The organism is Cupriavidus sp. 05T41, from assembly GCF_056396525.1.
The window spans coordinates 73635-95062 of sequence record NZ_JBFTLQ010000021.1 but is presented as its reverse complement, the minus strand read 5'-3'; the positions used below and the strand labels follow the sequence as shown (position 1 = coordinate 95062).

Genomic DNA, 21428 nt, shown 5'->3' with positions numbered 1-21428 from the left:
GCCGGCGCCGGCTGCGCGGCGACCTCGGCGGCGGGCTCGCTGTGGCGCGCGCTCACGGCCGCTCTCCCGCGGCGGCCAGCGCGGCACGCTGCTCGGCGATGGCCTGGCGCTCGGCAATGGTCTGGGCGACCTTGTCGCGCAGATAGATCGGCATGGCATCCTCCGGCGCGACAGTTGCGTTGCGCGCCAGCGCGCGCAGGGCGATCGATACCAGCGCCGGCGCAGCGGGCAGCGCGTCGGGCACGCTGTGCTGCGCCAGCGCCGCGGCGGCAAGGCGCTCGCCGAACACGGCGGCGGCGTTGCCGGCCAGCCAGAACGGCGCGGGCGGCAGGCTCACCGCTTCCGGCGCGCACACCTGCATTTCAGTGACGGGCTGCCATTGCTGCGCGGCATCGTCCCAGCGGAACGCACCTGCGTAGGCTTCATCCATGCGGGCATCCAGCGCCACCAGCACCGGGATGCCGGGCGGCAAGGCGGGCAGCCCCGCGCCGCCCAGGCGCACGCGTTCGGCGCAGGCCATCAGCGAATTGACGGGCACGACCGGCAGGCCGGCGCCAAAGGCCAGGCCCTGGGCCACGCCGCAGGCGGTGCGCAGGCCGGTAAAGGAGCCAGGCCCGGCGCCGAAGGCGATCGCTGCGCAGTCAGCCAGGGCAATGCCGGCCTCGGCCAGCAGTTCGCCGGCGGCCGGCAGCACGCGCGAAGACGAGCGCGGGCCGGTATGTTCATGACGCACCAGGCACTCCAGGGCGCCGCCATCGGCAATGCGCCCGAGCGCGACGGAGCACCACTCGGTGGAGGTTTCAACAGCAAGAATCCAGGACATGGCGAGATTGTATCCGTTGCGACCTCAAAAGCTGAACTTGCGCGGTGGCCGATCTGCCGGGATCGCCCGCGCGGCGGCCGGACCGAAGGCTTCTTCGGTTTCTTTCGGCTCAAACGCACGGTGCCGGGAGATATCATCGCGCTGTCCCGGGGCTGCTCCCGGCCCCTCGCCCCAGAAATCATCCAGGAGAACCCCATGAGCGACCTGCAGGCACGCTTCGCCCAAGCCCAGCTCGACGTCAAGCAACTGGCCGAGCGCCCCAGCAATATGACCCTGCTGCGCCTCTACGCGCTGTTCAAGCAAGGCAGCGAGGGCGATGCCCATGGCGACAAGCCCGGCATGACCGATTTCGTCGGCCGCTACAAGTTCGAGGCCTGGGAAACCCTCAAGGGCACCAGCCAGGAAGAGGCGATGGAAAAATACATCGCGCTGGTCGAAGAACTGCGCAGCGGCGCCACCGCCTGAGTGCGGGCCGGGGCTGGCGCCCCGGCCCCGCTAGCCCGGCGCGGCCGGCAGTTGCCGCGGGCGGATGCGCCAGGCCGCCAGGATGGCCGTGGCAATCACCAGGCCCACCGCCAGAAAGGTCTCGTCGAAGGCGCGGATGCGCGCCGCGGGATCGCCCTCCGGGCCCAGCACCGCGCCCTGCGCCGCCAGCCGCCATTGCAGTCCTACGCCCGCCAGGCTCACCCCGATGGCGCCGCCCAGCTGCCGCAGGAAGTTGATGCAGCTCGAGCCCTGCGCGATCAGCGAGTAATCCACGCCGCGCATGGCGCCCAGCGTCAGCGACGGCAGGATGCAACCCAGCCCGATGCGCCCCAGCACCGCCCACGCCACCAGCAACAGGTAAGGCGTGGCCTGCGAGCCCAGGGCCATCAGCAGGAAAGACGCCGCCAGCAGCGCAAGCCCGAACGACACCTGCCGGTGCGGCGCGACGCGGTTGATCAGCCGCCCCGAGGCGGCGATGGTGAGGGCCAGCGCCAGGCCGGCCGGCAGCAGCACCAGGCCGGCCCGCGACGGCGAATAGGCCAGCGCCATCTGCATGTAGACCGGCAGCAGGTAGGTCGAGCCGAACAGCCCCGCTCCGTAGATGAAGGCGACCACCGCGCCGGCGGCGAACTGGCGGTAGCTGTACAAGCGCATGTTCATCAGCGGATGCTGCGCGCGCAGCTGCCACAGCACGAAGACCACCAGCAGCAGCACCCCGAAGCCCGCCAGCGCCAGGCCCGCCGCCATGCTTTCGCGCAGCTGCACCAGGCCGTTGAGCAAGCTCACCGTGCCAATGCCGGCCAGGCCCAGGCCCTGCCAGTCGAGCGGCTTGCGCTCGCCCATCATGGCCGAGTCCACCGCCATGAAGCGGCGCGCCATGAACAGGCCGATCAGCGTCAGCGGCACCACCACGAAGAAGATCGAGCGCCAGCCGAAGGCCTCCACCAGGAAGCCGCCCACGCTCGGGCCCAGCGCCGGCGCCAGCACCACGCCGAAGCCGAACAGGCTGACCGCGCGGCCCTGCTCGCGCTCCTCGAATACCCGCAGGATGAGGATATTGGGCAGCGGCTGCAGGATGCCCGCGGCAATGCCCTCGGCCACCCGCATGGCGATCATCACTTCGTAGGACGGCGAGAAGCCGCCGACCAGGCCACCGGTGCCCAGCAGCAGCAGGCTGCCCACAAAGGTGCGGCGCAGGCCGTAGCGGTTGAGCAGCCATGGGGTGAGCAGCATCGACAGCGTCATGGCGATCATGAAGCTGGCCGCCACCCACTGCGCGCGCTCCTGCCCCAGCAAGAAATGCTTGCTCAGGGCGGGCACGGCCACATTGACGATGGTCGACGAGATGATCGACGAAACCGTGCCCAGCATCAGCGTCATCAGCACCAGCCAGCGCAGCCGGTCCCCATAGCGTGCGCGCAGCGTGGCCCGCGTCGGCCCGCCGGCCGGCTCGCCCGCCGAGCCGCCCGAAGGTCCGCCCGCGGCGGGTGGCGAGGGCTGCGCGCTCACCCCAGGCGCCCGGTGGCAGCCAGTTCGCGGATCTTGCGTACGGTGTCGATATCAGCCTCGTGATAGGCCGACTTGACGATCTCGGCGTAACGGTCGTCGCCGCTCGCGTCCACCGCCGGCATGGTGGTTTCGTAGACAAAGCGCAGCAGCAGCGCACCGGGTCCCGGCGTCTCGATCGCCATGGTCAGGGAGCCGCCGGCGTGGTCGGCGGTGGCCGCGGTCTCGTAGCGCACCTGGCGGCGCGGCGCGAAAACCACCCGATCGCGGATCGAAGCCTTGCCGAAGTGCAGCACCCGCACGACGTAGTCCTCACCCCGCTCCACGATCTCGGCACGGTCCAGGCCCAAGACGAACAACTCGGGCTCGCTGGTACGCAGCACCAGCCCTTGCCATAGCTGATCCGGCGTCAGCGTGTCCAACTGGATATTGTGTGGATCGTTGATCTCCACAAGGTGCTCGAAACGCAACTTTCCTCTCCCGATCTATCGTTAGCCGATATTATGAAGGCTCCGCGTCAAGGTCTACAGCAAAACTTCCCCCTCCCGCACATCCTCGCCCCCGACCCCGCCGCCTCCGGAGCCCATCCATGAACCAACCCATCATCGAACCCGCCATCGACGCCGTCGATCCGCTGCAGGTCCTGGTGTATGCCGATTCGCTGTCGTGGGGCATCGTGCCGGGAACGCGCCGCCGCCTGGCCTGGCCGGTGCGCTGGCCCGGCCGGCTCGAGCTTGCCCTCAACGGCTCCGCCGGCCAGCGGCCGGTCCGCGTGCTGGAAGACTGCCTCAATGGCCGCCGCACGGTCTGGGACGATCCCTTCAAGCCCGGGCGCAACGGCATCCAGGGCCTGGCCCAGCGCATCGAGATGCATTCGCCGCTGGCGCTGGTGATCCTGATGCTGGGCAGCAACGATTTCCAGTCCATGCATGCGCACAACGCCTGGCACGCCGCGCAAGGCGTCGGCGCCCTGGTCGACGCCATCCGCGCCGCGCCCATCGAGCCGGGCATGCCGACACCGCCCGTACTGGTGCTGGTGCCGCCCGCGATCACCACGCCGTGCGGGCCGCTGGCGCCCAAGTTCGCCGGCGGCGAGCACAAATGCGCGGGGCTGACGCAAGCCTTCGCGGAAGTCTGCAACACGCGCGGCTGCAAGTGGTTCGATACCGGCAGGGTGATCCGCAGCAGCGCGGTGGACGGGGTGCACCTGGATGCCGGCGCCCACCTGGCGCTCGGCGACGCGCTGGCGCCGGTGGTTCACAACCTGCTGGCGCCGCTGCGCGCCTGAAGTGTCCCGGGGGGGCGCCCGATGCAACACTCCTGACAGTACATGTCAGGAGCGCCGGCGCACAATCGCGGCTCGATCACGCCCCCAACACGGGCAGGAGACTGCGATGCAATTGCTGATCCAACTCGATGTCGACGACCTCGCGCGGGGCATCGGCTTCTACGAGCAAGGCCTGGGGCTGAGCCTGGCGCGCACGCTGTCCGGCGGCGCGGTGGCGGAGATGCTGGGCGGCGGCGCGCCGATCTACCTGCTGGGCGGCCGCGCCGCGAGCTGGCCCGGCAGCCGTGGCAGCGCGAGCCGCACCCCGCGCAGGCAATGGACCCCGGCGCAACTGGACTTCGTCGTGACCGACCTGGAGGCGGCCATCGAGCGCGCGCTGGAAGCCGGCGCCGAACTGGAAGACTGGCCGCAGGATTTCGCATGGGGCCGCCAGGCCCTGCTGTCCGATCCCTTCGGCCACGGGCTTTGCCTGGTCGAGTGGAACGCCCGCGGCAACGAAGCCGGTGCGGGCGGCCGGCCAGTGATGGCGGCAATGCCCGCGCGACCCGGGATGGCGCGGGACGCCGCCATGTCCGGCTGAGGCGCGCGGCGGGATTGCCCCTGCGCGCGCCTCCCCGCTACATCGTCAGCGGATCTGCAGGTCGCGCCTGACTTCCGCGCTGCCCTGCCTGACGGTGATGGTCAGGACATCGCCGCTCACCGGCGGCGTGGCCAGGCTGGCCAGGTACTGGAAGCGGATGCCGGTCTGGATGCTCTGGAACAGTCCGGCCAGGTCGGTGCCCTCGACGCGCTTGTACTCGCCACCGGTATCCGCGGCCATCTTCTGCATCTCGGGCTCGTTGACGTCGCCGCGCCTGCCGAACGCTACCGTGTAGAGCGGCACGCCCTTGCCCTGCGCCGCGCGGATGACGCCGTCCGGCGCGTAGGGCGCGACGTTGTTCTGGCCATCGGTCATCGCCACCACGATGCGGCGTGCGTTGACGCCGGCATCGAGCAGATCGAGGCCGGCCTGCGTGGCGCCGTAGAACGCCGTGGTGCCGCCATAACGGTAGCTGTTGCGGACCCGCCAGTCGCCGGTGGCGGGATGGACCGGGTCGGCCCCGCTGCCGTCATAGATCTGCGACGCGCGGTTGTACAGGTCCACTACCGGGCGCAGCGCGGCGATGTCCTGCGTCAGGCCGCTGGCGCTGAAGCGGTAGCCGGCCACCGCCGCGCCGCCGCGGGTCCACGTGTAGTAGCGGTCCAGGTTGGCGTCGTCGATCGTCTCGACCTTCTGGTCGAAGATCACCACGCCGGCTTCGTCGGCCGCGCTGCGCAGGCCGTCGAGCAGCACGTGCCCGGCCGCGCCGGCGATCTGCAGCGCGCTCTTGCCGGTGTTGCCGATCAGGGTGCCCATCGAGCCGCTGGCATCCATCACGATCGCCACGCTGGCGTTCTGCGCCGCGCTGGCGCCGTACGACAGCGAGCCCAGCGGCAGCGCGGTGCCGGCCACGGCGAACGCGAAGTCCGGCGCGGCCAGCCCCAGTACAGCCTTGCCGGTCTGGTCGTCGGTCACGGTCAGCGCCACCTTGCCGCCGCCCAGGTCCTGCACCACGCTGAGCACATAGGCCGCGTTGGCCGGCAGCGCCGACACCGGTGGCTTGCCTGCGCCCGCGCTGGCGATGAACGACGAGAGCGGGCGGCTGACCGGGCCCAGGCCGGCGGGCTGGGCATGCGCCTGCACGGCGGTCTCGGGCACGTTGCCGGCGAAGCCGCCGCAGGCATCGGTGGTCAGCGTGCCGACCACCGTGCCGTCGGCGCTGGCGAAGTGCACGTCGAGCGCGGCGAGCGGGTCATACCCGTCAGGCACTTCCGGACAGGCAGCGCTGGCGGGCGTGCGCAACACCGTGCCGGCCAGGCGCACGATCATGGCGCCGCGCGCGGCCGTGCCCTGCGGCTGCACCAGCACGCCGGCCACCGCCACGGTCTTGGGGACGGCCGGCGTGGACGGGGCCGCGGGACCGGAGCCCGCGCCGGGCGTGCCGGCGGAGGTGTCGTCGTCGGAGCCGCCGCAGGCGGCCAGTACCGCCACTGCCAGCACGCTCAGCATGGCATGTCGAAATTCGCGCATCGATTCTTCTCCTGAAAAATGCGGTCGTTGTTCTGCCGCGATGGTTCCATCGCCGGCGCGACAAAAGGCTCGGACGGATTTGTTTGAATCGGCGGAATCGTCCGGCGATGGTGACAAAGGGAACAAAGCTGGCCCGCTTGATCTTGCGCAACGGATCGATCCGGCCAGTGCGCTATGGCCACGCGAACGACGCGCCAAACGGATAAGCAAGCGCGCATTGCTTCGTTGGTGACGCAGGCGGCTTGTTCTATCGTGTCTCGGGTGCAAGAAACTCCAGCCCGCGCGGCGAGCCTTCGCCGCCCCAACACGCAATCCGCGCATATCGCATGACCTCCTTCGGCCCGGATCTGAACGATCCCTTCGTGGCCCGCGCAGTGAAGCTGCGCGAAGCCTTCCATACCGATGCCGTTGCCCGCGACAAGGCCGGCGGGCGTCCCACCGGACAGATCCGCCTGCTCAAGGAAAGCGGCCTGCTGTCGGCTGGCATTCCCGCCGCGTTCGGCGGTGGCGGCGCGTCATGGCTGTCGCTGCTGCGCGTGGTGCGCGAGTTCGCGCGCACGGACGGCTCGCTGGCTCACCTGTTCGGCTATCACCATCTTCCCGTGCACACCGTGCGCGCACGCGGCACGCCGGCGCAGCAGGCGCGTCTGCTGCATGCCTCGGCTTCCGGGCAATGGCTGTGGAGCAACTCGGGCAACGCCTTGTCGAAGACGTCGGCCGCGCAGCGCGCGCCCGGCGGCGACGGCTGGCTGGTCACGGGCTTCCGGCCGTTCTCGAGCGGCACCCATGTGGCGGACGTGATCCAGCTGGCGTGGGAGAACGAACTCGGCCAGCGCCTGACCGCCGTGATCCCGGCGGAGCGCGCCGGCATCCGGATCGAGGACGACTGGGACGGCATCGGCCAGCGCCAGACCGGCAGCGGCACGGTGACCTTCGACAACGTGCTGGTGCGCGACGACGAACTGCTGGGCCGTGCCGACGACGCGCTCACGCCGTTCGCCTCGCTGGTCACGCTGCTGCAGCAAAGCGTGCTGCTCAATGTCTTCGTGGGCGCTGCCCAGGGCGCGCTCGACGAAGGCAGCGCCTACACGGCGACGCAATCGCGCCCGTGGATCCACTCCGGCGTGGAGCGTCACGTGGACGATCCCTGGGTCCAGCGCAAGTATGGCGAGCTGGCCATCCGCACGCTGGCGGCCACCGAACTGGCCGACCAGGCGGCGCGCACGCTGGACGGGATCTATGTCCATGGCACGGCGCTGACGCCGGAGCAACGCGGCCGCGCCGCCATCGACATCGCGACCGCCAACCTCTACGCCGGCGAGACCGGGCTGGCCGTGTCCAGCGATATCTTCGAGGTGATGGGCGCGCGCTCGGCCACCAATGCGAACGGCTTCGACCGCTTCTGGCGCAACGTGCGCACGCATACGCTGCACAACCCGGCCGAGTACAAGAAACGCACGGTGGGCACCTGGCTGCTGACCGGCGAATTTCCCTCGCCCGCCATCTATCGCTGATTGCGCTTATCCCGTTGACTTCCGCCGGCTGCGCCAGCCGGCTTCAACCGAGTCCCCATGTCCGCCAACGTCGCCTACCTCCATGCGCCGGCCGATGCCGCGCCCGCGCTGTTCGAACCTGACCGCAGCAACCCGTTCATCGCACGCGCCGCCGCATTGCGCGACCGCTTCGCCGAGGACGCCATCGCGCGCGACCAGGCCGGCGGCAAGCCGGCCGAACAGATCCGCCTGCTCAAGGAGCACGGCTTGCTGGCGCTGCTGCTGCCGCGCGAATACGGCGGACAAGGCGAGCGCTGGTCCACAGTGCTGCGCATCGTGCGCCTGTTCGCGCAGGTGGACGGCTCGCTCGGCCATCTGTTCGGCTATCACTACAGCAGCCTGCTGAGTCCGCGCCTGCGCCGCGCGCCGGAGCAGGCCGCCAGCCTGTGGCGCCGCTCGGCCGAAGGCAACTGGTTCTGGGGCAATACCGCGAACAGCTTTTCCAGGAGCCTGTCCGGCCGCCGCGACGGCGAGTATTTCGTGCTCGACGGCTACCGGCCCTTCACCTCGGGCTCGCACGTGGCGGACTTCCTCGCCATTGCATGGGAGGATGCCCACACCAATGAACGCCGTTTCGCCGCCATTCCCGCCGACCGCGCGGGCATCGTGATCGAGGACGACTGGGACGGCATCGGCCAGCGCCAGACCGGCAGCGGCCGCGTCACCTACCGCGGCGTGCGCGTGCACGAAAGCGAGGTGCTGGGGCCGCCGGTGCCGCTCGACCCCACCAGCGCGCCGGCAGAGCCGTGGCGCACGGTCACGCCGCTGCAGCAGCAAAGCGTGCTGCTCAACGTGTTCATCGGCACCGCGCAGGGTGCGCTGCGCGCCGGGCGCGAATACACGCTGGGCCAGTCGCGCCCGTGGGTCCACTCCGGCGTCGAGCGCCATGTCGACGACCCGTGGGTCAAGCGCCAGTACGGCGAGCTCTGGGTCAGGACCCAGGCCGCCACCGCGCTGGCCGACCGCGCGCTGGCCGCGCTCGACCAGGTGGCGGCGCGCGGCGAGGCGCTCACGGCCGGGGAACGCGGCGAAGCCGCCGTGGCCATCGCCGCGGCCAATGCGCTGGCCGGCGAGGTGGCGCTGCAGGTATCGAGCGAGATCTTCGAGCTGACCGGCGCGCGCTCGGCGGTACGCAAGTTCGGGCTGGACCGCTTCTGGCGCAACGCGCGCATCCACACGCTGCACAACCCGGCCGAGTACAAGACCCGCAATGTGGGCCGCTGGATGCTGGGCGAAGGCCATCCGCAACCGGGAACCTATCAATGAGCGCAACCTCGGCTTCGCGTCCGCGCCAGCTTCACCTCAATATCAACATCCTGCACTCGGGCTTCGTGCCCTCCGCCTGGCGGCTCGCCGACAGCGACCCGTACGCCTTCGCCGACGTGCGCCACTATGTGCGCGTGGCGCAGATCGCCGAGGCAGGCAAGCTCGATGCCGTATTCCTGGCCGACAACGCCGCCATCGTCGACCAGATCCACTTCCGCCCGGTCACGGCGCTGGAGCCGACCGTGCTGCTGGCCAGCATCGCGGCCGCGACCACGCATATCGGCCTGATCGGCACGGCCTCCACAAGCTACAACGAGCCCTACAACATCGCGCGGCGCTTCGCCACGCTGGACCATGTGAGCGGCGGGCGCGCGGGCTGGAACGTGGTGACCACGGCCGATGTGCCCTCGGCGCGCAACTTCGGGCGCGACGCCGCGCCCGACCACGCGCAGCGCTACGCGCGCGCGGACGAGTTCACCACGGTGGTCAAGGCGTTGTGGGATAGCTGGGAGGATGACGCCTTCATCGGCGACAAGGCCGGCGGGCGCTTTGTCGATGCCGACAAGGTGCAGCCGATCGCCCACCGCGGCGAGCACTTCAGCGTGCAGGGGCCGCTCAACCTGCCGCGCTCGCCACAGGGCCACCCGGTGGTGGTGCAGGCCGGCGGCTCCGCCGACGGGCGCGAGCTGGCCGCGCGCCATGCGGAGGCCGTGTTCTCGGCCTCGCAGTCGTTCGAGGAATCGCTCGCCTACGGGCGCGAGCTCAAGTCGCGCGCGCAGGCGCTCGGGCGCGGGCCCGACGCGGTGCAGGTGCTGGCCGGCCTGACCACCATCATCGGCGCCACCGAGGCGCAGGCGCGCCGGCGCCGCGACGAGCTGGTCGACCTGATCCCGTGGGACTACAGCCTGACGCGGCTGGCCGGCACGCTCGGCATTGCGCCGGACCGCCTCAAGCTGGACCAGCGGCTGCCCGACAATCTCGCGCTGCCCGCCGGCGGCAACGGCAACCACACCTTCTTCAACGCCACCCTGGCGCTGGCGCGTCGCCATGGCTACACCGTGCGCGAACTGATCCGCGAGCTGGCTGGCGGCGGCGGGCACCGCGTGATCGTCGGCACCCCGGAGCAGATCGCCGACGACATCGGGCACTGGTTCCGGCACGGCGCCGCCGACGGCTTCAACCTGATGCCCGACGCCCTGCCCGGCGGGCTGCAGGATTTCGTCGACGGCGTGGTGCCCATCCTGCAGCGGCGCGGCATCTTCCGCACCGCATACGAAGGCAATACGCTGCGCGACCACCTCGGGCTGGCGCGCCCGCAGGGCCGGCAAGGCACGCGCAAGGCCGCCTGACATTCAACCCAAGGACCAACCATCATGGCTCAACGTAGCGGTTTCCTCAGCCTGGGCGCTTTTCTCTACCCCAGCGGCCACCACATCGCCGCCTGGCGCCACCCCGACGCCAAGGCCGATGCCGGCATCGACTTCAAGCACTACGTGGCGCTGGCGCAGGCCGCCGAGGCGGCCAAGTTCGACCTGATCTTCCTTGCCGACGGCGTCGGCACGCGCGGCGACGACGTGGAATTCCTCAGCCGCACCGCGCACAGCTACCAGGCACAGTTCGAGCCGATCACGCTGCTGTCCGCGCTGGCCGCGGTGACCGAGCGCATCGGCCTGGTCGGCACCGCCTCCACCAGCTTCAACGAGCCGTATCACATCGCCCGCAAGTTCGCCTCGCTCGACCATATCTCGGGCGGGCGCGCCGGCTGGAACCTGGTCACCTCGTCCAGCGAGCACGAGGCGCACAATTTCAACCGCGAGCACCACTTCGCGCATGCCGACCGCTACGAGCGCGCCGCCGAGTTCGCCGACGTGGTCGACGGCCTGTGGAACAGCTGGGAAGACGACGCCTTCCTGCGCGACAAGGCCAGCGGCCGCTACTACGATCCGGCGCGGCGCCATGTGCTCGGCCACAAGGGCAAGCACTTCTCGGTGCAGGGCCCGCTTAATGTCTCGCGCACGCCGCAGGGCCATCCGGTGGTGGTGCAGGCCGGCTCGTCCGAAGCCGGCAAGGAACTGGCCGCGCGCACCGGCGAGGCGGTCTTCACCGCGCAGCAGACCGTGGAAGACGCGGTCGCGTTCTATGCCGACGTGAAAGGCCGCCTGGCGAAGTACGGCCGCGAGGCCGACGACCTGAAGATCCTGCCAGGCGTGTTCCCGGTGGTGGGCCACAGCGAAAGCGAGGCACGCGAGAAATTCGAGCAACTGCAGTCGCTGATCGATCCGGTGGTGGGCCTGGCGCTGGTGTCCGGCCTGAGCGGCGGCTTCGACCTGTCCGGCTACCCGCTCGACGGACCCATCCCCGAGCTGCCCGAGACCAATGCCAGCAAGAGCCGCCAGCGCCTGGTGATCGACCTTGCGCGGCGCGAGAACCTGACCATCCGCCAGCTCTACCAGCGCGTGGCCGGCGCGCGCGGCCACTGGCAACTGGTCGGCACGCCGGCACAGATCGCCGACCAGCTCGAAGAGCGCTTCCGCAAATACGGCGCCGACGGCTACAACATCATGTCGCCGGTGCTGCCTGGCGGGCTGACCGATTTCATCGCGCTGGTGTTGCCGGAGCTGCGCCGCCGTGGCCTGTTCCGCACGGATTACGCGGGCACCACGCTGCGCGACCACCTGGGCCTGAAGCGCCCCGTGCATCCGGCGCGCGCCGCCGGTGCCGCCACGACCAACCAGAACATCGCTGCCATCGCCGCATGACCGACCCGACCTCCACCGCCCGGGCGGGCGCATCGCCCGACCCTGATTTCCTCGCGCGCGAAACGCTGCGCCTGCTCGGCCCCGCGCCCGACGACTGGGTGCCCGGCCATGCCGGCATCGACCACAATGTCGCCATCATCGGCGGCGGCCAGAGCGGCAGCGCCTATGCCTTCGCGCTGCGGCGCGCCGGCATCGGCCGCGTCACCGTGCTCGACGCCGCGCCGGACGGCGCGCGTGCAGGTGTGTGGCGCACGCGCGCGCGCATGCAAAAGCTGCGCACGCCGAAGAGCCTCGTCGGGCCTGAACTCGGCCTGCCGGGGCTCGGCTTCCAGGCCTGGTACGAAGCCCGCCACGGCGCGCAGGCCTACGCCGCGATCGACCGCATCCCGCGCCTGGCCTGGGGCGATTATCTCGACTGGTTCCGCGGCTTCCTTGGCGTCGAGGTCCGCTATGGCACGCGTGTGATCCGCATCGAGCCCGTGACCGGCAGCGCCGTGCCGCACTTCCGCCTGCACCTGGAGAGCGACGGCCAGACGCGTATCGAAACCGCGCGCAAGGTCATCCTTGCCAGCGGCGTGGCCGGCAACGGCGCACCCTTCGTGCCCGCCGCGCTCAAGCCGGCCGTGGCGGCGGGGCTCGCCGCGCACACCGCCGACGCCATCGACTTTGCCGCGCTGCGCGGCAAGACCGTGGCCGTGCTCGGCGCCGCCGCTTCCGCCTTCGACGCCGCCGCGGTCGCGCTCGAAGCGGGTGCCGCCGCCGTCCACCTGTTCGCGCGGCGCGGCCACATCGCCGCCACGCCGGTCTCGCGCATCCGCGCCTATCCCGGCCTCTACGACAACTACCACGCCCTGCCCGACGCCACGCGCTGGGAACAGGCCCTGCGCTACCGCCGCGCCGGCTCCACGCCCCCGGCCGATTCGGTCGAACGGGTGCTCGGGTTCCCGCAGTTCCACCTGCACCTGAACGCGCCCTGGACCAGGGCCGACGTCGACGCGGGACGCATCGTCACGCAGGTACGAGGCGAGGTGCTGCGCTTTGACTTCGCGATCGCCGGCACCGGCTATCTCGTGGATCCTTCCGCCCGGCCCGAACTGGCCGACATCGCGCCACATGTCCTGCGCTGGCGCGACCGCTACCAGCCTCCGGCCGATGCGCGCGATGACGAGCTGGGTGCGTCGCCCTACCTCGGCAGCGGACTGGAGTACCTCGAGAAGACACCGGGCAGCGCGCCATGGCTGCGCGATATCCATGTGCATAACCCGGGCGGATTCGCCAGCACCGGCGTGCCGCTCGGCGACGTGCCCAGCATGCGGCGCGATATTCCCGGCGCGGTGGCGCGCATCAGCCGGGATCTGCTGCTGGCGGACCTGGCGCTGCATGAGCTGCGCATCCGCGCGGATGTGCCGGCGGATTTCGGGCCGGAGCTCTACGCGAGCGCCGTGCGCAAGGCTGCCGACGAGGATACGCAAGCCGCCGCCGCGTGAGGGTGGCGGACGCTGCCGGCCCGGTGCGCGGCGCTCAGTCCTTCACCGTGACGATGGTCACGCGCCGATTCTCCGGCGCTGAGGGATTCTGCAGATTCATCGGTTCGGCGGAGCCCTTGCCGACCGGCGTCAGCCGGTCGGCGGCAATGCGCCCCTCCAGCGTGAGGTACTCCACCACTGCCGCGGCACGGCTCTCGGAGAGCTTCAGGTTGGCATTTGCCGGTCCGCGCGGGTCCGCATGCCCTTCGACACGAAACTTGTACGGCGAGAGTTTTGCCGACTGCAGTCCGCGGGCGACCTTGCCTAGCGCGGCACGCGCACTGTCGGTCAGTCTCGATGAATTGCTGTTGAATGTGATCAGCAGCTGGGCGGACGGATCTTTCGCCGGGCTGGCGGCCTCCTGCGCCGCATAGACATCGCGATGCGTGATGCCGAGCGTCTCGGTCCTGGCGCTGGCATCCTGCGGCGTCAAGGCATTGGTGATGGCTTCCACGCTGATGTCCTGCTCCCGCATAAGGTTGTCGCCGGCGTGGGCGACAGGCCAGGCAGCCAGGATGCAGAGCGCAGTGAGCGACAAGCGCAGCAAGCAATGCATTGCGATCGTGACTTGCGTAGTCTTTGCCATGTTGGATCTCCAGAGATTTGCGCGTTTCCACGCCGGTGCGGCTCGCCGTCGCGATCGCCGCCAGTCCTCATCGGTTTCCAGTTTCCATATCCGTCGCCCCCCGCCAGAGCACGCCTATTCCAGGCATTGGACGAGAGCCGAAATCTGGCGCAGCCTTGCGCCCGGCTTCATTTCCGGCGCCTGGGGCACGACAGGCGCCGGCGCGCCCGGCCTCGCATCGACGAACCGGGCAAGATCCTGCGCGCAGACCGCAACGCTGAGTTCCGGGTTGTCCGTGTACCGCCCCACGATCATGCCGAGCAGCGCCCCCTGTGCGTCGACGACCGGGCCTCCGCTGTTGCCCTCATGCAAGGCCGCGCGCAGCACCAGCAGCCGGTGGCCCCTGGGCTGGGCGGTGCCGCGCACGTCTCCGCGCGTCATGACAGGCACGAGCGGCGACGACGGCGTGAGACCGAAGCCGATCGTATAGACCGACATGCCTTGATGGACGGAAACGGCGAGAGGCCGCGCAGCCATCTTCACGGCACGGTTGGTTGCGAGCAGTGCCACGTCCAGCTGGTCGTCGATCGCCACCAGGGAGGCGGGCATGCTCGCCATGTCGCGCGGCCAGACGTTGATCCGCTGGCAGCCGCGAACGACGTGCGCGCTGGTGAGCATGTCGCCTGACTGGGTCACGAAGAACGCCGTACCGCTGCGCAGCATCCCCTCGTGGCCCTTGCCCTTTGCACCGGCATGCTTGCCGGCACCCGCGGCTTTCATGTCGCCGCCGAGATGCCCGATGTCGACCGATCCGGTGCGCTGCGCTTGCGCGCACGCAGGCCAGATGCCGGTCAGCGTCAGGGCCAGGGCCAAGGCCAGCAGCAGGCACAAGCGCAGGGCGCGTTCGCGTCGGTCCATGGTCAGATCCGGGAAATCGCTAGGGGTTGGCAAGCTCCCACTCCCCGTTTGCGTTACGGCATGCCCGCGAAGACTGCTCGTATGTCTTTCCTTCCTTCACATAGGTCTCGTTGAATTTCCGGCACGTCTGGGCAGTCGGTGACTTCGTGTACCCGGAGAGCGGCTTGATGGTGCCGGAGTTCCCCGTCTTCGCGTTGCGCCAGGTCTTGGGCTGGTTGTTCTCGCTGGTCTGCAGGGCTTGCTTGAGCGCGGCCTGGCGCGCTTCGCGGTCGCGCTCGTCCATCTCCCGGCCAATGATGCCGCCAAGCAGCGCACCGGCCATGCCGCCGGCGACAATGGCGCCCGCGTTGCCATGGCTGAAAAGCCCACCGAGCGCCGCGCCCGTGCCGGCACCGATGAGCGCGCCCGACGTGGTCTTGTTCATGCCGCTCGAATCGCCCGTCGCACACCCCGCGATCGCGCTGGCCACCGCGGCGCAGCCGATCGCCATAGTCCATCTGTTCATCGCATCTCCCTTTGACGATCAGGCGCGATCGCCCCAATGACTACATTGCCCAGACCCCGGCGCGAGCACGTCGTGCCTCCTGCTCGGCAGTGGCATAGCGCGCCGGCGCGCCGTCCCTTGTGCGAGCCCAGCCATTTCTGAGGGCGTGCTCGCCGATGTCTTCTCCGCCCGCGAAGCACTGGAAGGCCTTGTCTTTTGCAAAACACTGAAGCTGGTTGCCCTTGCCTTTGAGGTACCGCTGCATGGCCTGGGCCGGCTTGCCGTCTTCGCCGTGTATGGAGGACAGGTTGACGATCTTCCCGGAGACGATCAGCGCGCCCGAATCGAGCACCTGGGCGACCGTTCCCTCGAGGTCCGGCCTGGCTTGCGATGCCGGACTGCCACCGTTCTGTCCTGCCGGGGGGGATGCCGGGTTCGCCGGGGCCGGCGGCGTCGGAACCAGGGCGATCGGCGGGAGATTGATCGGCTGCTCCTGCGCCGGCGGCTCGGGTACGGATACCTGCGGCCTCGCGCTCGCCGCCGGCGGGGGCGACTGGGGCTGGTCTTGCGAATGTCGCGTCAGTGCCATGAGGAGGATGCCCGCGCCGATGACCAGCCCGGCGGCAGCCGCGCCGAGGCCGATGACGCGCGAGCGCGGGCGCGCCGGCGGCGGCTCCGGCCTGATGGCCGTGCCGGGCGCCGGAGCATGCGCGGCTGGCCGGGACTGCGAGGCGAAAGCGGCCGGCGGAGGTACCGGCGGTGCCGCGGCGCGCGCGGTGCCTTGCGCGGAATCGGCATGGCCGGGCAGCCGCGCTCCCGGGAGCAGGCTCGGGTTCGCCCGCGTGCTCATGCTGGGATTCGCGATCGTGCTGACGCCCGGGTCCGGGTTCGGGTTGGCGCTCGTGCTGGTGCTGGTGCTCGTGCTCGTGCTCGTGCTCGTGCCTGTATATATCGCGCCTGCGACAAGGGTTTCCTGAAGATCGAGCGCGCTGTAGGTCTGAAGCACGCCGTCGCGCACGATGTCGGGCGCATCCGCAAGCAGCGGCGAAGCCCCCAATGCGCGGCCAAAGTCTTCTGCCGTGAAGAACCGTTCATCAGGAGCCTTGGCAAGCGCCTGCATCAGCGCGCGCTCGATGCCGGGGTCGAGGTCCGGGCACCATGCGGCCAGTGGCGGCGGTACCGTCTCCACCTGTGCGCGGATCAGCTCATAGTCGCTGGTCGCGTTGAACGGCAGTCGCCCGGAGATGAGTTCGTACAGCACCGTCGCCAGGCTGTACAGGTCACTGCGGCCGTCGCCTTCGTGGCCGCGCAGTTGCTCCGGCGAGGCGTATGCGAGCGTGCCGACGACATCGCCTTGTTGCGTGAGGCGTTGCGAACCCTGGATGCGCGCAATGCCGAAATCCATGATCTTCAGCGTGCCGCTGTCCGTGAGCATCAGGTTGGACGGCTTGATATCCCGGTGAATCACGCCCATCTTGTGCGCATAGCGCAGGCCCATGATGGCCTGGATGACCACCGCGAGGCTGTCGCGCACGGGAAACTTGCCAATGCGCTGCAGGATCGTCTCGAGCGTGTGCCCGTGCACCAGCTCCATCACCATGCACATGGTGTCGCCATCCTTGAACAGCGCATACAGCGTGGTGATGTTGGGATGGTTCAGCTTGGCAAGGCTGGTCGCCTCTGCGCGAAAGCGCTCCAGGAATCCCCTGTCGAGGCTGAACTCGGGCCTCAGGGTCTTGATGGCCACCTCGCGTTCGAGCTCGGTATCGAAAGCGCCATAGACTTCGCCGATCCCGCCACGTCCAAGCAGGGTGCGGATTTCGTAGTGGCCTATCTGCCGGACTGACATGGCGAATCCATCAACCCATTGCGTTCAGAAAGCGCTGGTCTCGCGCGTCGAGCGAACCGGCGCGCCGCCCGCGGCCGGTTGCTGCTGCACGCGACAGATCGCGACCGATGCGTTATCCACCCCTCCCGCCATGCGGGCCAGCTCTATCAGTTTCTGGCAGGCGTCGACCGGCTCGAGCGTCATGATCACCGATGCAATCGTCGCGTCGTCGATCTGATCGCTAATGCCGTCGGTGCACAGCACCAGGACATCGTCGTGCGCCAGCGGAAAGCCATCCGGTGAAACGACCGGCTCCTGGCCCGGCGTTCCCAGCGCCCGCAAAAGTACATTCTTGTCGGGGTGCCTGCTTGCCTCTTCCGCCGTGAGCAGCCCTTCACGGTACATCTCGCGGACCAGGGAGTCGTCCTCCGTCAATTGCCGGAATTCCCCCTGGCGAAGGAGGTAGATCCGGCTATCGCCGACGTGGGCGATATAGGCGAGGTCGTTGACGATGGCAAGCGCGCTGCAGGTGGTTCCCATGCCATTGCAGCTCGGGTCGGCGGCGGCATGTTCCCCGATCGCCCGATTGGCGATGACAAAGGCGTTTTTCAGCGCATCCGTGGGCGGGCCCGGATTGCGGTAGTACTCGCGAAGCACCGTACGCAGCGCGATCTGGCTCGCCACTTCACCTGCCGCGTGCCCGCCCATGCCATCCGCCACGACGGCAAGCGCACCGGCACGCGCATAGGGATCGTCCTCGCGTGGAATCATGCAGCCGACCGCGTCCTCGTTCAGGCTGCGCACGCATCCTGCGTCGCTGAGCATCGCGCACCTGACCATCAGCCGGGATCGATCTTCTTGGCGAGCCTGGTCGGCGCACATGGCGAGCTTCCCCGTTGGACTCAGTTAAGCAGCAGGTCAAGTCCGTACTTGATCGGGACCGCGAATGTCACGCGCTCATCGCCCATCGAGCGGGAATAGGTGAACAGCCCGATCACCTTGCCGTCGCGGTCGAACACGGGGCCGCCGCTGTTGCCATGGCCGGTCGCGGTGACCGTGAGCTGGTAGACATCGCCCAGGTCATCGTAAGTCTGGACGTTCTTCTCGGACTTGACCGTGTCGCCGACCTTCGCGATGATGCCCTCCGTCACCGTGGGCTGCGGAATCAGTTCAACGAAATTGGCGATATTCCCGCCTTCGCTCGACTGAACGATGGCGTGCTTTTCCTCGGATATGCCCGGATAGCCGAGCACGGTCACCCGCTCGCCCACGCGCGGCCGCGAACCGACCGAGGCAAGGTTGATCGTGGGCAATTTCCGTGTCGCGTCGATCTTGATCTCCGCTACATCTGCTTCGGCGGAAGACTTGACCAGTCGCGCCTCGATGCTTTCCCGCGTGTCGGGGAAGCGCACCGCCAGGCTTTCGTTGCGCCCTTCGAGAACGGCCAGGGACATGGGGCCAAGCGCCATGCCCCCCGGCACGGCGAAGTTCGGCCTGATCAAGCGCACCGGGTGGTCGAAGTCCCAGCCATTGAGATGGCGGTAGGCCTTCGGGTTGATGCGCGCCATGCTGACTTCGCCCTGGCCGCCCGTGGAGATCCGGATCAGGATGCCGCCGCTCGCGTCGAAGTCCATCCAGCCCGGCACCTTCCATCCTTGCGCGACGTGCTTGTTGGTCAGGATGAAACCCTGGTCCTTGACCACGAAGCCACTGCCGCGTCCGCCCACCTCGATCGGGATGCCACGATGGTCATCGTCGTCCGTCGTCAGCCAGCGCTGGACGGGATTGCTGTCGATCTGGATAAAGCACGGAAGCCGCAGGTTTTCGACGATGCAGATGCGCTGATAGACCTGGCGGCCCGTACTCTTGTCCACGATGTGCCAGCGGGCCTCCACGACCACCGTCGCTCCGCCGAATTCCGCGATGATTGCCTCGGGGCTTTTGCCGAACAGGATTCCGAAATGCGCAAACGCGCCGACCACGATGGCTGCCAGCAGGGCCACGGCGCCCGCGCCGATGATCACCCTGCGTCCGATGGAGCGCCGTTCCTGATTCATCATCCGCAGCACGGTTTCTTTGCCCACGCGATCATCCGTGGCCCGGGCCGGGCCCGCCGGCGGCTGGCCACCCCGGGCTTCCTGCATCGCACCGTCGTGCGCGCTGGCGCGCCCCGTCGAGGGGACCGCGGCGGCAGGCGCGGCCGCGGGCTGGGCCATGCGCGTTTCAGCTACCGCTTTCGCGTTCAGGCGTGTCGGCGCGGGAGCCGACGTGGGCCGGGGCTCCAGGTCGAATGTCAGGCGCGGTCCGCCTTCGCCCAGTTCGATGGTGTCGCCCGGCGCCAGCTGCGCCTCGTCCTTGACCGGGTGGCCGTTATGGAACGTGCCGTTGCTGCTGCCCAGGTCGACCAGCATATAGCGGGCCGGCCCCTCTTTCCTGATCTCGATGGCGGCGTGCTGGCGGCTGACCAGGTCGTCGCGCTGCGGGTCGAAGGCGACGGTAGCGGCCGGATCGCGGCCAAGGATCAGCTTGTCGAAACGGTCTGCCTCGAACTGCTCGATCTGGTGCGCCTTCGAGCCGGACAGATGCGTGATGATGATGCGGGTCATCCCGGTCTCCCTGCTGGTGCCCGGGTAGCGTTTCCAAGGCCATCGATATCGCGAGGATGGCCGGGGCCGGAGCTGGCTCTTGTTTTTCTCTGCCTGCGTTCGGCCACACCGGCTGGCGCCCGTGCACGCACGGCGGGAGGCGGCAAAGCCTCGCCCCGCCCCATGGCAATGGAACGCAGGCGAAACATGGACAAACGCGAGGACCGCCAACGCATATGCGCCCCTGAACGGTGCCGGCGCGCCTCGTCCGAGCGCACTGCTGGCAGCCTTCCCCCCGGGCACTCGAAATGCGCTTTTTGGCGCTGGATGTGACGCTAAAGTGGTTCTTCTCGAAAGAGTATAGGTAATGCGCAATGGCTTCGCAAAAGCGCGAACCGCCCCGCAAGCCACCCCGGAAAGCCACTGACCGCGAGGTGGAATGAAAGCCTCCCGGCGGTGCCTGGCCATGCCCGGCCCTGCCTCTGCCCGCTCCTGCGGCTTGCTACAACGGCCGCCCGGCAGCGGCCGCCCGGCAGGCCGGCGGGTCAGCCCTGCGTCACATGCGCCGCGATGGCGTCGCCCAATGCCGCCGTGCTGGCCGTACCGCCGAGGTCCGGCGTACGCGGGCCGTCGCGCAGCACGTGCTCGATGGCGGCCACGATGGCGTCATGCGCCTGCCGCAGCGGTGCGGGGTCCTGCGCCGCGCCGGCCAGGAAGTCGAGCATCAGCGCGCCGGACCAGATCATGGCGATGGGATTGGCGATGCCCTTGCCGTAGATGTCCGGTGCCGAGCCGTGCACCGGTTCGAACAGCGACGGGAAGCTGCGGCCCGGGTTGAGGTTGGCCGAGGGAGCCAGGCCGATGGTGCCGGTACAGGCAGGGCCGAGGTCCGACAGGATGTCGCCGAACAGGTTGGTGGCCACCACCACGTCGAAGCGGTTGGGCTGCAGCACGAAACGCGCGGTCAGGATATCGATGTGCTGCTTGTCCACCGTCACCTCCGGGTAGTCCTTGGCCACGGCGTCGGCGCGCTCGTCCCACCACGGCATGCTGATGGCGATGCCGTTGGACTTGGTGGCCACGGTGAGATGCTTGCGCGGGCGCGCGTTCGCCAGCTCCAGCGCGAACTTCAGCACGCGGTCGGTGCCGTGCCGCGAGAACACCGACTCCTGGATCACGATCTCGCGCTCGGTGCCTTCGAAGATGCGGCCGCCCAGGTTGGTGTACTCGCCTTCGGTGTTTTCCCGCACCACGAAGAAGTCGATGTCGCCCGGCTTGCGGTTGGCGAGCGGGCACGGCACGCCCTCGAACAGGCGCACCGGCCGCAGGTTGATGTACTGGTCGAACTCGCGGCGGAACTTGAGCAGCGAGCCCCACAGCGACACGTGGTCGGGCACGGTCGCCGGCCAGCCGACGGCGCCGAAATAGATCGCATCCTGCGAGCCGAGCTGCGCCTTCCAGTCTGGCGGCATCATCTCGCCGGTACGGGCGTAGTAGTCGCAGCTGGCCCACTCGTGCTCGCTCACCGTCAGTTCGAAGCCGAAGCGGCGCGACGCCGCGGCCAGTACCTTCATGCCTTCCGGAAGCACTTCCTTGCCGATGCCGTCGCCGGGGATGGCGGCGATCTTGAAGCGTTGTGTCATGGCTGATTCTCTCCAAACGATGTCCCGGACGATGCTAGCATTGCCTATACGTGAATATTTATGCCTTACGTGAATCCAGAATTTACGA

Annotated in this window: 19 protein-coding genes; 8 read left to right on the top strand and 11 right to left on the bottom strand. The window is 69.1% G+C overall.

What is annotated here, in order from left to right:
* Positions 1–52: 52 nt before the first annotated feature.
* A complete protein-coding gene (gene tsaB, locus AC1DKV_RS14975) occupies positions 53–823 on the bottom strand; it encodes a tRNA (adenosine(37)-N6)-threonylcarbamoyltransferase complex dimerization subunit type 1 TsaB (protein WP_441613422.1) in 771 nt (256 codons plus the stop codon).
* A gap of 195 nt (positions 824–1018) precedes the next feature.
* On the opposite strand from tsaB, the gene AC1DKV_RS14970 reads away from it, so the two are divergent.
* Entirely contained in the window at positions 1019–1288 is a 270-nt protein-coding gene (locus AC1DKV_RS14970; RefSeq protein ID WP_441613421.1) for an acyl-CoA-binding protein, read from the top strand.
* Positions 1289–1318: 30 nt separating this feature from the next.
* Here AC1DKV_RS14970 and AC1DKV_RS14965 read toward each other — a convergent pair whose 3' ends face one another.
* Entirely contained in the window at positions 1319–2731 is a 1413-nt protein-coding gene (locus AC1DKV_RS14965) for a DHA2 family efflux MFS transporter permease subunit (RefSeq protein WP_441613571.1), read from the bottom strand.
* A gap of 83 nt (positions 2732–2814) precedes the next feature.
* Complete coding sequence (locus AC1DKV_RS14960; protein ID WP_441613420.1) at positions 2815–3285, bottom strand: SRPBCC family protein; 471 nt, start codon at positions 3283–3285, stop codon at positions 2815–2817.
* A 119-nt stretch (positions 3286–3404) separates the two neighbouring features.
* Here AC1DKV_RS14960 and AC1DKV_RS14955 point away from each other — a divergent pair, with 119 nt between their 5' ends.
* Positions 3405–4103: an SGNH/GDSL hydrolase family protein gene (locus AC1DKV_RS14955; RefSeq protein WP_441613419.1), complete on the top strand. Its 699-nt coding sequence runs from the start codon at positions 3405–3407 to the stop codon at positions 4101–4103.
* 106 nt (positions 4104–4209) lie between these two features.
* Positions 4210–4683: a VOC family protein gene (locus tag AC1DKV_RS14950; RefSeq protein ID WP_441613418.1), complete on the top strand. Its 474-nt coding sequence runs from the start codon at positions 4210–4212 to the stop codon at positions 4681–4683.
* Between the two features lie 45 nt (positions 4684–4728).
* Here the strand turns inward: AC1DKV_RS14950 and AC1DKV_RS14945 are convergent, their stop codons facing one another.
* Entirely contained in the window at positions 4729–6213 is a 1485-nt protein-coding gene (locus tag AC1DKV_RS14945; protein ID WP_441613417.1) for a vWA domain-containing protein, read from the bottom strand.
* A 326-nt stretch (positions 6214–6539) separates the two neighbouring features.
* On the opposite strand from AC1DKV_RS14945, the gene AC1DKV_RS14940 reads away from it, so the two are divergent.
* Genes AC1DKV_RS14940 through AC1DKV_RS14920 form a run of 5 tightly spaced genes read left to right on the top strand, consistent with a single transcriptional unit; the run spans position 6540 to position 13278 of the window.
* Positions 6540–7727, top strand: a complete 1188-nt coding sequence (locus AC1DKV_RS14940; RefSeq protein ID WP_441613416.1) for an acyl-CoA dehydrogenase family protein — start codon at positions 6540–6542, stop codon at positions 7725–7727.
* A 57-nt stretch (positions 7728–7784) separates the two neighbouring features.
* Positions 7785–9032, top strand: a complete 1248-nt coding sequence (locus AC1DKV_RS14935) for an acyl-CoA dehydrogenase family protein (protein ID WP_441613415.1) — start codon at positions 7785–7787, stop codon at positions 9030–9032.
* Positions 9029–10381 carry an LLM class flavin-dependent oxidoreductase gene (locus AC1DKV_RS14930; protein ID WP_441613414.1) on the top strand — a complete coding sequence of 451 codons (1353 nt, stop codon included), beginning with the start codon at positions 9029–9031 and terminating at the stop codon, positions 10379–10381. Before AC1DKV_RS14935 ends, AC1DKV_RS14930 begins: the two co-directional genes overlap by 4 nt.
* A 24-nt stretch (positions 10382–10405) precedes the next feature.
* Entirely contained in the window at positions 10406–11791 is a 1386-nt protein-coding gene (locus AC1DKV_RS14925) for an LLM class flavin-dependent oxidoreductase (RefSeq protein WP_441613412.1), read from the top strand.
* Positions 11788–13278 (top strand): SidA/IucD/PvdA family monooxygenase, encoded by a 1491-nt coding sequence (locus AC1DKV_RS14920; protein ID WP_441613411.1) that lies wholly within the window; start codon positions 11788–11790, stop codon positions 13276–13278. Before AC1DKV_RS14925 ends, AC1DKV_RS14920 begins: the two co-directional genes overlap by 4 nt.
* 34 nt (positions 13279–13312) lie before the next feature.
* Here the strand turns inward: AC1DKV_RS14920 and AC1DKV_RS14915 are convergent, their stop codons facing one another.
* The 7 genes from AC1DKV_RS14915 to AC1DKV_RS14885 form a co-directional block, all read right to left on the bottom strand.
* Positions 13313–13903 carry an OmpA family protein gene (locus AC1DKV_RS14915; RefSeq protein ID WP_441613410.1) on the bottom strand — a complete coding sequence of 197 codons (591 nt, stop codon included), beginning with the start codon at positions 13901–13903 and terminating at the stop codon, positions 13313–13315.
* Positions 13904–14017: 114 nt separating this feature from the next.
* The gene (locus AC1DKV_RS14910) at positions 14018–14800 is read right to left on the bottom strand and encodes a S1 family peptidase (RefSeq protein ID WP_441613409.1); all 783 of its coding nucleotides are present in this window, start codon (positions 14798–14800) and stop codon (positions 14018–14020) included.
* Between the two features lie 19 nt (positions 14801–14819).
* Complete coding sequence (locus tag AC1DKV_RS14905) at positions 14820–15290, bottom strand: RT0821/Lpp0805 family surface protein (RefSeq protein ID WP_441613408.1); 471 nt, start codon at positions 15288–15290, stop codon at positions 14820–14822.
* A 55-nt stretch (positions 15291–15345) separates the two neighbouring features.
* Entirely contained in the window at positions 15346–17133 is a 1788-nt protein-coding gene (locus tag AC1DKV_RS14900; protein ID WP_441613407.1) for a protein kinase domain-containing protein, read from the bottom strand.
* Positions 17134–17157: 24 nt separating this feature from the next.
* Positions 17158–17994: a PP2C family serine/threonine-protein phosphatase gene (locus tag AC1DKV_RS14895; protein WP_441613406.1), complete on the bottom strand. Its 837-nt coding sequence runs from the start codon at positions 17992–17994 to the stop codon at positions 17158–17160.
* A 20-nt stretch (positions 17995–18014) separates the two neighbouring features.
* Positions 18015–19718, bottom strand: a complete 1704-nt coding sequence (locus AC1DKV_RS14890; protein WP_441613405.1) for a trypsin-like peptidase domain-containing protein — start codon at positions 19716–19718, stop codon at positions 18015–18017.
* 524 nt (positions 19719–20242) lie between these two features.
* A complete protein-coding gene (locus tag AC1DKV_RS14885) occupies positions 20243–21340 on the bottom strand; it encodes a tartrate dehydrogenase (RefSeq protein WP_441613404.1) in 1098 nt (365 codons plus the stop codon).
* Positions 21341–21428: the final 88 nt, after the last annotated feature.